Source organism: Pseudomonas sp. NY11955, assembly GCF_048068035.1.
Lineage (GTDB): Bacteria > Pseudomonadota > Gammaproteobacteria > Pseudomonadales > Pseudomonadaceae > Aquipseudomonas.
Genome location: NZ_JBLUPS010000010.1, coordinates 58,768 through 72,614, shown reverse-complemented (window position 1 = coordinate 72,614; position 13,847 = coordinate 58,768). Strand labels below are relative to the sequence as shown.

Sequence of the window (13,847 nt, the reverse complement as noted above, 5' to 3'; positions counted from 1 at the left end):
AGGTTCCCAAGATGCTGATTATCCCCGCTATCGATCTGAAGGACGGTGCCTGCGTGCGCCTGCGCCAGGGCCGCATGGAAGACTCCACGGTATTTTCCGACGACCCGGTGAGCATGGCCGCCAAGTGGGTCGAGGGTGGCTGCCGCCGCCTGCACCTGGTCGACCTAAACGGTGCTTTCGAAGGCCAGCCAGTCAACGGTGAAGTGGTCACCGCCATCGCCAAGCGCTACCCGACCCTGCCGATCCAGATCGGCGGCGGCATCCGTTCGCTGGAAACCATCGAGCACTACGTCAAGGCTGGCGTCAGCTACGTGATCATCGGTACCAAGGCGGTCAAAGAGCCTGAGTTCGTGGCTGAAGCGTGCAAGGCCTTCCCGGGCAAGGTCATCGTTGGCCTGGACGCCAAGGATGGCTTCGTCGCCACCGATGGCTGGGCCGAAGTCAGCGCGGTGCAGGTCATTGACCTGGCCAAGCGTTTCGAGGCCGATGGCGTGTCTTCGATCGTCTACACCGACATCGCCAAGGACGGCATGATGCAGGGCTGCAACGTGCCGTTCACCAAGGCACTGGCCGAAGCCACCCGCATCCCGGTGATCGCTTCGGGCGGCATCCACAACCTGGGCGACATCAAGGCCCTGTTGGACGCCAAGGCCCCGGGCATCATCGGCGCCATCACCGGCCGTGCCATCTACGAAGGCACCCTCGATGTCGCCGAGGCTCAGGCCTTCTGCGACAACTACCAAGGCTGAGGACTGAACCATGGCACTGGCCAAGCGCATCATCCCTTGCCTGGACGTGGACAACGGCCGGGTGGTCAAGGGCGTCAAGTTCGAGAACATCCGTGACGCCGGTGACCCGGTGGAAATCGCCCGTCGCTACGACGAGCAGGGTGCCGACGAAATCACCTTCCTCGACATCACCGCCAGCGTCGATGGCCGCGACACCACGCTGCATACCGTCGAGCGCATGGCCAGCCAGGTGTTCATCCCGCTGACCGTGGGGGGTGGCGTGCGTACCGTGCAGGACATCCGCAACCTGCTCAATGCCGGTGCCGACAAGGTGTCGATCAACACGGCAGCGGTGTTCAACCCGGAGTTCGTCGGCGAGGCGGCGGACCGTTTCGGTTCGCAGTGCATCGTTGTCGCCATCGATGCGAAGAAGGTGTCCGGGCCGGGTGAAACGCCGCGCTGGGAGATCTTCACCCACGGTGGGCGCAAGCCGACCGGGCTGGATGCGGTTGAGTGGGCGAAGAAGATGGAAGGCCTGGGGGCTGGCGAGATCCTGCTGACCAGCATGGACCAGGACGGCATGAAGAACGGCTTCGACCTGGGCGTTACCCGTGCCATCAGCGATGCGCTGGGCATTCCGGTGATTGCCTCCGGTGGTGTGGGCAACCTGCAGCACCTGGCTGACGGCATTCTGGAAGGGCATGCCAGCGCGGTGCTGGCGGCCAGTATCTTCCACTTTGGCGAGTACACGGTGCCGGAGGCCAAGGCCTACATGGCTTCGCGCGGGATCGTCGTTCGCTGATGGAGTGATGGGAGGGCTTTGCCCTCCATTCGCAGCACAAGGCTGCTCCTACAGGGGAATGCGTATCCCTGTAGGAGCAGCCTTGTGCTGCTAATGGCCCGCAAAGCGGGCCCTGCCTTCACCCGTGGTTCTTGCCGAGCAACGCGTGATAAAGCTCGGTATCCCCAAGAATCCCCACCACCCTGTCGTTATCCTGCAACACCAGCTTGTTACCGGTCTGATAACGAATCTGCAGCGCCTCGCGCATGCCGATATCGGCGTGCACCACAGTCGGCCTGCGTTCCAGCAGCTCCACGTCCTGCCCCGGTGCCCAGTTCTGCATGTCCAGCCCGTTCTGGCCCTGGCGTGCACGCTTGAGCGCGCCACCTTCGCCCAGGTCCAGCCACGAATCGATGCCTGGGTCCAGGCACACCGAGCCATTGACCCGCTTGCAGTTGTCCAGGCTGCGCATCAGGCTGCGGCCGCACAGCACGTTCAGCGGGTTGGTGTGAGCGACGAAGGTACGCACGTACTCGTCGGCCGGGTTGAGCACGATTTCCTCCGGCTTGCTGTACTGAATGATCCGCCCGTCCTTCATGATCGCAATGCGGCTACCCAGCTTCAGCGCCTCGTCCAGGTCGTGGCTGACGAACACGATGGTTTTGCTCAGCTTGGCCTGCAAGCCCAGCAGCTCATCCTGCAAGCCCTGGCGGATCAGCGGGTCGAGCGCCGAAAACGGTTCGTCCATCAGCAGGATATCGGCATCCATCGCCAGCGCCCGGGCCAGGCCCACGCGCTGCTGCATGCCGCCAGACAGCTCGTCCGGCTTCTTGTTGCGCCATTGGGTCAGGCCCACCAGTTCAAGCTTCTCGTCCACCAGCTTGCGCCGTTCCTTCTCCGGGCGACCCTGCATTTCCAGGCCAAAGCTGATGTTCTCGCGCACCGTCAGCCAGGGCATCAGGGCGAACTTCTGGAACACCATGGCAATGCGCTTGGTGCGCATCATCTTCAGCTCGGCCGGGGTGCAGTGGGCAATGTCGATGTGCTTGCCTTCGTGCTCGACGAACAGCTTGCCGCGGCTGACGGTGTTCAGGCCGTTGATGCAGCGCAGCAGGCTCGACTTGCCCGAGCCGGACAAACCCATCAGCACGCAGATCTCGCCTTTGTTGATGTCCAGGTTGGCCTTTTCCACGCCAACCACCAGGCCTGTCTGCTTGAGGATCTGCTCGCGGGTCTGGCCCTGGTCCAGCAACGACAGCGCTTCGCGCGGCTTGTTGGAGAAAATGACGTCGACGTCTTCGAAACGAATGATGCTCATGCCTCACCCCTTACCGGCAGTTCCGGTTGCTTGCAGATACGGTCGAGCATGATCGCCAGCAGCACGATCGCCAGGCCCGCTTCGAAGCCCAGGGAGATATCGGCGGTGTTCAGTGCGTTGACCACAGGTTTACCCAGGCCGTCAGCGCCGACCAAGGCGGCAATCACCACCATCGACAGCGACAGCATGATGCACTGGGTGACGCCGGCGGCGATGCTGGGCATCGCATGCGGCAGTTCGATACGGGTAAGCAGCTGGCGACGCGAGCAGCCGAAGGCCTTGCCGGCGTCCATCAACTCTTGCGGCACGTCGCAGATGCCCAGGTAGGTCAGGCGGATGGGCGCGGCGATGGCGAACACCACGGTGGAGATCAGCCCCGGCACCACGCCCAGGCCGAACAGGGTCAGGGTAGGGATCAGGTAGACGAAGGTGGGCACCGTCTGCATCAGGTCGAGCACCGGGCGCATGGCGGTATAGAACATCGGCTTGTGCGCGGCGAGGATGCCCAGTGGCACGCCGATCACCACGCACACCACCGTGGCGAAGGTGACCTGCGCCAGGGTTTCCATGGTTTCCTGCCAGTAGCCCAGGTTGAGGATCAGCAGGAACGACAGGGCGACGAACACGGTCAGCGCCCACTTGCGCTGGATCAGGTGCGCCAGGGCGGCGAACAGGGCGATGAGCACGAAAGGGTTGAACCAGGTCAGGGCACTGGTGACGCCATGGATCATGAACTCCAGGCCTTGCGCGATGGCGTCGAAGTAATTCGCGCCGTTCTGGGTCAGCCATTCGACGAACGACGCGATGTACTGGCCCAGGGGTATTTTCTGATCGATAAGCATGATAGCGAGCTTCCACCTGCATAGATTGAAATCAACCCGGGGCAGGCACGGTCCTGCCCCGAGGTAGCGCTATTGCGTGGTTCGTTATTGCGTGAGCTTGGCCTTGGCCGCCTCCAGGCCAGGTTTGCCGTCCACGGTGGTCACGCCGGCCAGCCAGGCATCCAGTTTGCCTGGGTTGTCCTTGATCCATTTCTTGGCGGCGGCTTCGGGCTTCATCTTGTCGTCCAGGACATAGCCCATCATGGTGCTTTCATCCTTGAGCTCGAACGACAGGTTCTTCAACAGCTGACCGACGTTGCTGCATTCCTGCACGTAGCCCTTGCGGGTGTTGGTCAGCACGGTGGCCTTGCCGAAGTCGGGGCCGAAGAACTCGTCCCCACCGGTGAGGTACTGCATCTTGAAGCGGGTGTTCATCGGGTGCGGTTCCCAGCCCAGGAACACCAGCGCCTCGCCGCGTTTCTGCGCGCGGTCGACCTGCGACAGCATGCCGGCCTCGCTCGATTGCACGATCTTGAAACCGGCGTCCTTCAGGCCGAAGGCGTTCTTGTCGATCATGCTCTGGATGGTGCGGTTGCCATCGTTGCCGGGCTCGATGCCGTAGATCTTGCTGTCGAGTTCTTTCTTGAACTTGGGAATGTCGCTGAAATCCTTCAGGCCCTTGTCATACAGCGCCTGGGGCACGGCCAGGGTGTACTTGGCGTTCTCCAGGTTGGCGCGCACGGTTTCTACCGTGCCGGCGTCGCGGTACTGCTTGATGTCGTTCTCCATGGTCGGCATCCAGTTGCCGAGAAACACGTCCAGGTCCTTGCCGGTGGCCAGCGACTTGTAGGTCACCGGTACCGAGATCATGGTGGTGTGGGTCTTGTAACCCAGGGCTTCGAGCACAACGCTGGTGGTCGCGGTCGTGACTGTGATGTCGGTCCAGCCGACATCGGAGAAACGTACCGTCTGACACTGCTCGGGTTCTGCGGCCTGGGCCAGCAATGGCGTGGACAGCAACGCAACCAGCAACAGCGAGGGTGAACCTTTCATGGATGGACTCCTGTGATTTTGTCTTCGGGTTCGCGTGGGTCGCCGGGCTTTCTGAAGGTCCGGTCGACCAGGCCTGCAGAGGGCAGGATGCGTGGCCGTGCTTTACGAGTCGCTTTCGATAATCCTCCAGCGCCGGGCAATCGCCTACTGGTAGGGTCGTATCCAGTACGGAACGGGTCGTATCCAGTACGGGCGATGTCGCTTATGGATTTTTCCACCCCTTCGGCCGCATTTTTGCGTCACCAGGCCGCCGGAAAACGGCGTGGAGAAGGCAACGAACAGCGCGGCGCTGCTGGACAAAAGTACGTCGGTTGCAGACGGCGAGGGGGGCGGTAAAAGCCCGATGATGCTGGCATTCAAGGCGGCCCGCTGTTTCAGCCTAGCAGCTGCCCCGCCCTGCGCATGGCGCGCAGAGACAAGCCCAGCAAGAGGTGATTCGACAATGGCCATCAGCGTGTTCGACCTGTTCAAAATCGGTGTCGGGCCCTCCAGCTCCCACACCGTCGGCCCCATGCGTGCTGGCGCCCTGTTCGTCCAGGGCCTGCGCGAACGCGGCGAGCTGGAGCGTGTGATACGCATCGAAGTGCGCCTGTATGGTTCGCTGTCGGCCACCGGCATCGGCCACGGTACCGACAACGCCACCATCATGGGCCTGATGGGCGAATGGCCTGACGCCATTGACCCGACCCAGATCGTGCCGCGCATCGCTGACCTGCGTGAAACAGACACCCTGTTGCTCGATAGCCGCCTGCCCATCGAGTTCGTCTGGGCCCGCGACATGCTGCTGCTGGACGAGAACCTGCCGTACCACCCCAATGCCATGACCCTGATTGCCGAAGGCGAGCAGGGCGAACTGCACCGCGACACCTACTATTCGGTGGGAGGTGGGTTCGTGGTCGATGCCGCCCAGGCCGCCAGTGGTGTGCTGGATGCCGATCAGACGGAGCTGCCGTACGACTTCAACAGCGCCGCCGAGCTGCTGCGCTTGTGCAAGCAAAACGACCTCAGCGTGTCGCAATTGATGATGGCCAACGAGAAGGTCTGGCGCAGCGAGGAAGAGATCCGCGCCGGCTTGCACAAGCTCTGGCAAGCCATGCAGGAATGCGTCAACAACGGCCTCAAATACGAAGGCACTCTGCCTGGCGGCCTGAACGTGCGCCGCCGCGCCGCCAAGCTGCACCGCAGCCTGCAGGAAATCGGCAAGCCCAACGTGATCGGCTCGACCATGAGCGCCATGGAATGGGTCAACTTGTTCGCCCTGGCGGTCAACGAAGAAAACGCCGCCGGCGGGCGCATGGTCACCGCGCCCACCAATGGCGCGGCCGGCATCATCCCGGCGGTGCTGCACTACTACATGCGTTTCAGCGATGCAGTGGACGAGTCCAGTGTGGTCGACTTCTTCCTCGGTGCTGCCGCGGTGGGCATCCTGTGCAAGAAGAATGCGTCGATTTCCGGTGCCGAAGTGGGTTGCCAGGGCGAAGTCGGCTCGGCCTGCGCCATGGCCGCGGCGGGCCTTGCTGAAGTGCTCGGGGCCACCCCGCCACAGGTGGAAAACGCGGCGGAAATTGCCCTGGAACACAACCTCGGCCTGACCTGCGACCCGGTTGGCGGGTTGGTGCAGGTGCCGTGCATCGAGCGCAACGCGATTGCCGCGGTAAAAGCCATCAACGCGGTGCAGATGGCCTTGCGCGGTGACGGTGAGCACTTCATTTCCCTCGACCAGGTCATCCGTACCATGCGCGATACCGGGGCCGACATGCACGACAAGTACAAAGAGACCTCGCGCGGTGGCCTGGCGGTCAGCGCCATCGAATGTTGATGGCTTGACCTGATCTCAAGGGCCTCTTCGCGGGCACGCCCGCTCCCACAGGAACCGTGCAATTCGTTCCTGTGGGAGCGGGCGTGCCCGCGAAGAGGCCCTTGAGGTTGATGCAGGTGCAGCACAATCACCCCATGCTTCTTTATGGTGCAAACGACGCCTACCGATCGTCGGGTGTCGTTATCAGCACTAGCGTTGTCGGTGACACTCAAGAGTGTCGTTTCTGGGCAACCTACACTGCGCGTGTCACCAAATTGCTCAGCCGTTACACGCATGGCGCCTAGCACGCCCGTTTGCGAACACCAGGCCAACTCGATCAAAGCACCTGATTTGCCGAACAAAGGCGTCGTTTTCAGGTTTTTTTGGATAGCCGTTCAATTTCAGGCACGGCGTTTGCGTTGAGATTGGCACCAAGCCCTGGCACATGAACCAGGGCAATAACAAGAAATCAGTGCCCGCCTGAGGCACACCCTGCATTTGTGTGAGGAGAAATCGCGATGACGTCGTACACCTCCGGGAACCCAACCCAGAACCGCACAGCACCCCAGTCCATCGGGTTTCTTCTTTTGGACAACTTCACCCTCATTTCCCTGGCATCGGCCGTCGAACCGCTGCGCATGGCCAACCAGCTTTCCGGTCGCGAGCTGTATCGTTGGCATACGCTGACGGTCGATGGTGGCCAGGTGTGGGCCAGTGATGGCCTGCAGATCACCCCGGATGCTGCAATCAACAATGCACCGCCCATCGATACCGTGATTGTCTGCGGTGGGGTTGGTATCCAGCGTTCGGTCACGCGGGAACACGTCACCTGGCTGCAGGCCCAGGCCCGCCAGTCGCGCAGGCTGGGCGCGGTGTGTACCGGCAGCTGGGCGCTGGCCTGCGCCGGCCTGCTCGACGGCTTCGATTGCAGCGTGCACTGGGAATGCCTGGCCGCGATGCAGGAGGCCTTCCCACGGGTGAACATGAGCACCCGCCTGTTCACCCTCGACCGTAACCGCTTCACCAGTTCCGGTGGCACCGCGCCGCTGGACATGATGCTGCACCTGATCAGCCGCGATCATGGTCGCGAGCTGTCGGCGGCGATCTCCGAAATGTTCGTCTACGAGCGTATTCGCAACGAGCAGGATCACCAGCGTGTACCGCTCAAGCACATGCTCGGCACCAACCAGCCGAAGCTGCAGGAAATCGTCGCGCTGATGGAGGCCAACCTCGAAGAGCCGATCGACCTGGACGAACTGGCGGTGTACGTGTCGGTGTCGCGACGCCAGCTCGAGCGGTTGTTCCAGAAGTACCTGCACTGCTCGCCGTCGCGTTACTACCTGAAGCTGCGGCTGATCCGCGCGCGGCAACTGCTCAAGCAGACGCCGATGTCGATCATCGAAGTGGCGTCGGTGTGTGGTTTCGTGTCGACCCCGCACTTCTCCAAGTGCTACCGCGAATACTTCGGCATTCCGCCGCGTGACGAGCGTGTGGGCTCCAACACGGCACAGCAAGTGGCGATGATGCCGATCCCGCAGGCCATGACCCTGTCGCCGCACAGCGGGCCGATGGCGGCGCTGAGCCAGGCACGCAACGAATCGACGTTTGCCAGTGTAAGGCTCTGAAACAGCACCGGCCTCTTCGCGGGCAAGCCCGCTCCCACAAGTACTGCACTGCATCCGAAACGGGTGCAGTACCCTGTGGGAGCGGGCTTGCCCGCGAAGAGGCCGGTGCAGGAAAACCAGTCAGGCGCGCTTGTTGAACTGCGCCAATGCCGGCAACAGTTGCTTGTCGATGGCCTGGCGCACCGCCGGCAAAATCGTCGCACTGCCGGTATACATCTGCTCCACCATCCCCTTCAGTGCCCGTGCGTTGGGCTCGGTCAGCCCACGCACCACCGCCTCGCAGGCCTGCTCGGCACTCGCCCCTGCGGGAATATCGAAACCCCGCGCGCGCAGGTGGCCTGCCAGGTCGTCCTGATCAATCAAATCCGCATGCATCATGGCTGTTGTCCCTTTTATCGCTAAGAGAGTGCTGCTGTGATTTACGACCGATTCTGTGACGGCCGCGACATACCCGCAACAACAGAATGCCGGCATGGCTGCTTTGGCTAAGAACAGGTCGTTTACGGCTAAATCCACTTGGCGGGAACTGCGCACACTCAAGCCATCTACAGCAACCGAGGGTTTGGTCACCCTCACTCATGCACAGTGGATGTTGCTCGCGCTTGGCCCCGGATGCTCACGGCTTTCCGGGGCCATTTTTTTCTTACCGTGCTGCAGGCAGCGATATCACCCGGCCCACGAACTCGGCCGGTGGCAGATCCTGCTGCTGTTCCAGCAACCCTTGCAATAACCCGGCACTCTGCTCACTGAACGGCGCCGCCTTTGGCCCCGCCAGGTCCACATGCAGCAGCATCTGCTCACTGGCCGCCAGCACCTGGTCGAACCCGGCCCGGTGCAGGCTGTGGTAGACATGCAGGCGCTTGCGATCGAAACCGATGATCTGCGTCTGCACCCACACCTCGGTGCCCAGCTTCACTTCATGCAGGTAATTGATGTGCGCTTCCAGGGTGAACAGCGAATTGCCACTTTGCCCTCGGCTGTCGGCATCCAGGCCGATGCGCTCCATCAGCGCATCGGTGGCGTAGCTGAAGATCAGCAGATAGAAGGCATCGCGCAGATGCCCGTTGTAGTCGACCCAGTCCTCCTGGACTGGGGTGCGGTAAGTGATCAATGCGGGCATTGCGTGGTCCTCAGTCGCCGAAAGCCATGCCGTGTTTGGCCTTGCTGGTTTTCACCGCTTCCAGCACGGCCAGCAGCGTGTCATCACGATAGCGCTCCAGCGCGGCGATGCTGCGTTCGCCCAGTTGTTCGGATGTGCCGTCGACCACATCGTCGATCAGCTTGTCGGTCAGCTCCGGTGCCGGCAGGTAGGTCCAGGGCAGCTTCAGCGCCGGGCCGAACTGCGACATGAAGTGGCGCATGCCGGCATCGCCACCGGCCAGGGTGTAGGTGAGGAACGTGCCCATGAACGACCAGCGCAGGCCGGCGCCGAAGCGGATCGCATCGTCGATCTCGCCGGTCGTCGCCACACCATCGTTGACCAGGTGCAGCGCCTCGCGCCACAGTGCTTCGAGCAGGCGGTCGGCGATGAACCCCGGCACTTCCTTGCGCACATGCAGCGGGCGCATGCCGAGGGCGGTGTAGATGGTTCTTGCCGCTTCGATGGCTTCAGGCGAAGTGCGGTTGCCGCCGACGATTTCTACCAGAGGTAGCAAGTAAACCGGGTTGAACGGGTGACCGACCACGCAGCGCTCAGGGTGAGTGGACGATTCGTAGAACTCGCTGGGCAACAAGCCCGAAGTGCTTGAGCCGATGATGGCGTCAGGCTTGGCCGCAGCGCTTATCTTCGCGTGCAGGTCGAGCTTGAGGTCCAACCGCTCTGGTGCGCTTTCCTGGATGAAGTCGGCGTCGCGCACGCACTCGTCGATGGTGCTGACGAACTTAAGGCGGTCTGGTGATGCGCCAGGTGCCAGGCCAGCTTTTTCAAGCGCCGGCCAGGCATTGGCGATACGTTTGCGCAGGGCCTGTTCGGCGCCGGGGGCCGGGTCCCAGGCGACCACGTCCAGGCCATGGGCGAGGGCGCGGGCGACCCAGCCACTGCCGATCACGCCGCTACCCAGGGCGGCGAAGGTCTTGATCTCGGTGATGAAGGGCATATCAGTCTCCTGAAGAAATCAGCGGCGCTTGAGGTTCATTTTTTCCCGGCCTTCTGCCGGGCTGAGTACACGGCCACCCATGCGGGTGATGATCTCGGCAGCGCGTTCCACCAGTTGGCCGTTGCTGGCCAACACGCCGCGGTCCAGGTACAGGTTGTCTTCCAGGCCGACCCGCACGTTGCCGCCCAACAGCACCGCTTGTGCTGCCATTGGCATTTGCATACGGCCGATGCCGAAGCCAGCCCAGGTGACGTTGGCTGGCAGGTTGTCGACCATGGCTTTCATGGTGGTGGTGTCGGCCGGTGCGCCCCACGGGATGCCCAGGCAAAGCTGGAACAGCGGGTCTTCGAGCAGGCCTTCCTTCATCATCTGCTTGGCGAACCACAGGTGGCCGGTGTCGAAGATTTCCAGCTCGGCCTTCACTCCCAGTTCGGTGATGCGCTTGGCCCCGGCGCGCAGTTGTGCGGGGGTTGAAACGTAGATCGAATTACCGTCACCGAAGTTGAGTGTGCCGCAGTCGAGGGTGCAGATTTCTGGTAGCAGGGCTTCGACGTGGGCCAGGCGCTCCAGCGGGCCGATCAGGTCGGTGCCTGGGCCGAACTCCAATGGCGTTTCGCCCGGGCCGATTTCCAGGTCGCCGCCCATGCCGGCGGTGAGGTTGACGATGATGTCCACATCGGCTTCGCGGATGCGTTCCATGACTTCGCGGTACAGCGCCACGTCGCGGCTGAAACGGCCGGTTTGCGGATCGCGGACGTGGCAGTGGACCACGGTGGCGCCGGCCTTGGCGGCTTCGACGGCGGATTCGGCGATCTGCTTGGGGGTGACCGGGACCAGGTGGCTTTTCGAGGCGGTGTCGCCGGCGCCGGTGAGGGCGCAGGTGATGATGACGTCGTGGTTCATGGCGTATTCCTTGTGTGGTCTTCGGGGCCTTATCGCGAGCAAGCTCGCTCCTACAGGGGACCTGATGGCCCCTGGCATGCGTCAAACCTGTAGGAGCGAGCTTGCTCGCGATAGGGCCGGATCAGTTGGCGGTAAGCTTGAGGTTGTCCGCAGCCGGCTTGCCATCGAAGGTGGTCACACCTTCAAGCCAGCGGGCCTTGTCCTCGGGGTGGTCTTTCAGCCACTGGCGGGCCGACTCCAGCGCATCCTTGTGGTCGAGCAGCGGCTGCATCATGCGGCTCTCGTCCTCGGCGCTGAAGTTCAGGTTGGCCAGCAGGCGGTGGGCGTTGGGGCAGCGTTCGGCGTAGTCCGGCGCAGTCACCGTCCATACCGTCGCACGGCCTTCGTCAGGGCCGAGCGCATCCTGGCTGTCACCCAGGTAGGCCATGTCGATGTTCACGTTCATCGGGTGCGGCGCCCAGCCGAAGAACACCACCGCCTCCTTGCGCCGCACGGCGCGGTCGACGGCGGCCAGCATGCCGGCCTCGCTGGACTCGACCAGTTGGAACTTGCCCAGGTCGAACTGGTTCTTGGTGATCATCGCCTTGATCTGGGTGTTGGCGCCGGAGCCCGGTTCGATACCGTAGATCTTGCCGCCCAGCTCTTTCTCGAACTTGTGGATGTCGGCGAAGGTCTTCAAACCCTTGTCGTAAAGGTATTTCGGCACGGCCAGGGTGGCGCGGGCATCTTCCAGGCTTGGCTTGTCCAGCACTTTGACCTGGTTGGCATCGACGAACGGGGTAATGGTCTGGGTCATGATCGGGTTCCAGTAACCCAGGAACATGTCCAGGCGTTTGTCGCGGATGCCGGCGAAGATGATCTGCTGCGAGGCGCTGGTCTGTTTGGTCTGATAGCCCAGGCCATCGAGCAGCACCTGGGCCATGGCGCTGGTGGCGATGACGTCGGTCCAGTTGACCACGCCCAGGCGGACGTTTTTGCAGGCCGCAGGCTCTGCGGCGAAAAGCGGGGAAGTGGCGATGCTACTCAGGGCAAGGGTCAACAGGCTGCGGCGGATCAAGCTGTGCATGGTGGCTCTCCATCGGCAGTGCATATTGTTATGGGTTCCGACCTCTCTGGGCCGTGTGAACACGCTACGCTGCTGGCAGGGTGAAAAATCGCACCCTGGCGACCAACACTTGCACGGAGGCGACCACCTTTGCCGTGGAGCATGCAATGCCGCAAATCATCCATTTCCTGTTGTTGCCCGGCTTTTCGGCCATAGGATTCATCAGTGCCCTGGAGCCCCTGCGGGTGGCCAACCGCTTCAAAGGCCCGTCGTACCGCTGGCAGGTGCTGAGCCTGGACGGCGGCGCGGTGCAGGCCAGCAATGGCATGTCGGTGAACGCCGATGCGGCGCTGGCGGCGGCTGAACCGGGCGGCATCCTGCTGATCGTAGCCGGCTTCGACCCGCTAGCCTGTTATGGGCCGGCGTTGCAGCAGGCGCTACGACGGCTGGACCATGACGGGGTAATTCTGGGCGGCATCGATACCGGCGCGGTGGTGCTGGCCGAGGCCGGCTTGCTCGACGGCCACCGCGCCACTGTGCACTGGGAGGCGCTGGAGGCGTTCAAGGAAAACTACCCGAGCCTGCAGGCGACCCAGGAGTTGTTCGAAATCGACCGGCGGCGCATCACCTGTGCTGGTGGCACGGCATCGATCGACCTGATGCTCGACCTGATTGCACAAGCCCATGGCAGCGAGCTTGCGGTGCAAGTGTCGGAGCAGTTCGTGCTTGGGCGTATCCGTCAGCGACAGGACCACCAGCGCATGCAGATCGCCAGCCGCTATGGCATCAGCAACAAGAAACTGGTGAAGGTGATTGGCGAAATGGAGCGCAACACCGAGCAGCCGCTCAATACTCAGGTGCTGGCCGAAGCGGTGCAGGTAACCCGGCGTCAGTTGGAGCGGCTGTTTCGTTTGCACCTGGACGACACGCCCAGTGGGTTCTATTTGCGGCTGCGGCTAGACAAGGCGCGGCAGTTGTTGCGCCAGACCGACATGAGTGTGCTGGAGGTGGGGGTGGCTTGTGGGTTTGAGTCGGCTTCGTACTTTACCCGGTGCTATCGGGCACGGTACCAGCGTTGCCCGCGGGAGGACAGGTTGGCCAGGGCGGTGTGAGATTTGCCTGCGCCGGCCTCTTCGCGGGCACGCCCGCTCCCACAGGTACCCCACATTCCTCAGGCCTGTGGTAATCCTGTGGGAGCGGGCGTGCCCGCGAAGAGGCCGGTCCTGTATTACTGCTGGCCAATCGACTGCAAATACTCCGAGCGGTCATCACTGCGCTGCGCCACGCAGGTATCCCACGCCGCCTGGAACGCTTTGCTCCCCGGCTTCTCGGCATAGGTCTCGACCTTGCAATCGGCATCGCGCAGTTGCGTCCACAGCTTCTCGGCCGCATCCATACGACCGACCAGCGCGGTGGCCTGGTCGCCTTCATCGGCATATTGATCGCGGATACGCTGGATCAGGTCGTCATACGCCGCTTTCAGCTCACGCTCGGCAGTTTGCTTGTTGAAAGCCGCACACGCGTAGGTCTGCTGGTCGGTCTCGACGTTGTCGCACGGGGTGCTTTCCTCCTCGCCGGCCTGGGCGCCGGATACGACAGCCAGCAGTACCAGCCATGCCAATGATTTCATCCCTTTTCTCCTCAACAGGCTGACGAATCGCAGGGATTCTCGCTCAGCC

The 13,847-nt window shown here is 62.6% G+C and carries 14 protein-coding genes; 5 read left to right on the top strand and 9 right to left on the bottom strand.

Annotation, left to right across the window (positions count from 1 at the left end):
- Positions 1 to 11: 11 nt before the first annotated feature.
- Both hisA and hisF read left to right on the top strand, forming a co-directional pair.
- Positions 12 to 749 carry a 1-(5-phosphoribosyl)-5-[(5-phosphoribosylamino)methylideneamino]imidazole-4-carboxamide isomerase gene (gene hisA, locus ACNFBR_RS19100; RefSeq protein WP_016714501.1) on the top strand — a complete coding sequence of 246 codons (738 nt, stop codon included), beginning with the start codon at positions 12 to 14 and terminating at the stop codon, positions 747 to 749.
- Between the two features lie 10 nt (positions 750 to 759).
- Positions 760 to 1,530 carry an imidazole glycerol phosphate synthase subunit HisF gene (gene hisF / locus ACNFBR_RS19095; RefSeq protein ID WP_023629858.1) on the top strand — a complete coding sequence of 257 codons (771 nt, stop codon included), beginning with the start codon at positions 760 to 762 and terminating at the stop codon, positions 1,528 to 1,530.
- A 118-nt stretch (positions 1,531 to 1,648) separates the two neighbouring features.
- On the opposite strand, the gene choV is transcribed toward hisF, so the two are convergent.
- The 3 genes from choV to ACNFBR_RS19080 form a co-directional block, all read right to left on the bottom strand.
- The gene (choV, locus tag ACNFBR_RS19090; protein ID WP_416736310.1) at positions 1,649 to 2,827 is read right to left on the bottom strand and encodes a choline ABC transporter ATP-binding protein; all 1,179 of its coding nucleotides are present in this window, start codon (positions 2,825 to 2,827) and stop codon (positions 1,649 to 1,651) included.
- Positions 2,824 to 3,672: a choline ABC transporter permease subunit gene (gene choW / locus ACNFBR_RS19085; RefSeq protein ID WP_174244689.1), complete on the bottom strand. Its 849-nt coding sequence runs from the start codon at positions 3,670 to 3,672 to the stop codon at positions 2,824 to 2,826. The genes choV and choW overlap by 4 nt, the downstream gene beginning before the upstream one ends.
- An 81-nt stretch (positions 3,673 to 3,753) precedes the next feature.
- Positions 3,754 to 4,701, bottom strand: coding sequence for a choline ABC transporter substrate-binding protein (locus ACNFBR_RS19080; protein ID WP_416736309.1), 948 nt, complete (start codon positions 4,699 to 4,701; stop codon positions 3,754 to 3,756).
- Between the two features lie 442 nt (positions 4,702 to 5,143).
- Here ACNFBR_RS19080 and ACNFBR_RS19075 point away from each other — a divergent pair, with 442 nt between their 5' ends.
- Both ACNFBR_RS19075 and ACNFBR_RS19070 read left to right on the top strand, forming a co-directional pair.
- Positions 5,144 to 6,520 carry an L-serine ammonia-lyase gene (locus ACNFBR_RS19075; protein WP_416736308.1) on the top strand — a complete coding sequence of 459 codons (1,377 nt, stop codon included), beginning with the start codon at positions 5,144 to 5,146 and terminating at the stop codon, positions 6,518 to 6,520.
- A gap of 497 nt (positions 6,521 to 7,017) precedes the next feature.
- Complete coding sequence (locus tag ACNFBR_RS19070) at positions 7,018 to 8,124, top strand: GlxA family transcriptional regulator (RefSeq protein WP_416736307.1); 1,107 nt, start codon at positions 7,018 to 7,020, stop codon at positions 8,122 to 8,124.
- Between the two features lie 120 nt (positions 8,125 to 8,244).
- Here ACNFBR_RS19070 and ACNFBR_RS19065 read toward each other — a convergent pair whose 3' ends face one another.
- The 5 genes from ACNFBR_RS19065 to choX all read right to left on the bottom strand — a co-directional run bounded on the left by ACNFBR_RS19065 (position 8,245) and on the right by choX (position 12,189).
- Entirely contained in the window at positions 8,245 to 8,502 is a 258-nt protein-coding gene (locus ACNFBR_RS19065; protein WP_003255717.1) for a hypothetical protein, read from the bottom strand.
- 265 nt (positions 8,503 to 8,767) lie between these two features.
- Positions 8,768 to 9,244: a thioesterase family protein gene (locus tag ACNFBR_RS19060; RefSeq protein ID WP_012270101.1), complete on the bottom strand. Its 477-nt coding sequence runs from the start codon at positions 9,242 to 9,244 to the stop codon at positions 8,768 to 8,770.
- Positions 9,245 to 9,254: 10 nt separating this feature from the next.
- A complete protein-coding gene (locus ACNFBR_RS19055; RefSeq protein ID WP_416736306.1) occupies positions 9,255 to 10,220 on the bottom strand; it encodes an L-carnitine dehydrogenase in 966 nt (321 codons plus the stop codon).
- Between the two features lie 18 nt (positions 10,221 to 10,238).
- Positions 10,239 to 11,123 carry a 3-keto-5-aminohexanoate cleavage protein gene (locus tag ACNFBR_RS19050; RefSeq protein WP_012270103.1) on the bottom strand — a complete coding sequence of 295 codons (885 nt, stop codon included), beginning with the start codon at positions 11,121 to 11,123 and terminating at the stop codon, positions 10,239 to 10,241.
- Positions 11,124 to 11,244: 121 nt separating this feature from the next.
- A complete protein-coding gene (gene choX, locus ACNFBR_RS19045) occupies positions 11,245 to 12,189 on the bottom strand; it encodes a choline ABC transporter substrate-binding protein (protein ID WP_416736305.1) in 945 nt (314 codons plus the stop codon).
- 146 nt (positions 12,190 to 12,335) lie between these two features.
- On the opposite strand from choX, the gene ACNFBR_RS19040 reads away from it, so the two are divergent.
- Positions 12,336 to 13,280 (top strand): GlxA family transcriptional regulator, encoded by a 945-nt coding sequence (locus ACNFBR_RS19040; RefSeq protein WP_416736304.1) that lies wholly within the window; start codon positions 12,336 to 12,338, stop codon positions 13,278 to 13,280.
- A gap of 116 nt (positions 13,281 to 13,396) precedes the next feature.
- Here ACNFBR_RS19040 and ACNFBR_RS19035 read toward each other — a convergent pair whose 3' ends face one another.
- Positions 13,397 to 13,798 (bottom strand): lysozyme inhibitor LprI family protein, encoded by a 402-nt coding sequence (locus tag ACNFBR_RS19035; protein ID WP_104833586.1) that lies wholly within the window; start codon positions 13,796 to 13,798, stop codon positions 13,397 to 13,399.
- Between the last annotated feature and the right edge of the window lie 49 nt (positions 13,799 to 13,847).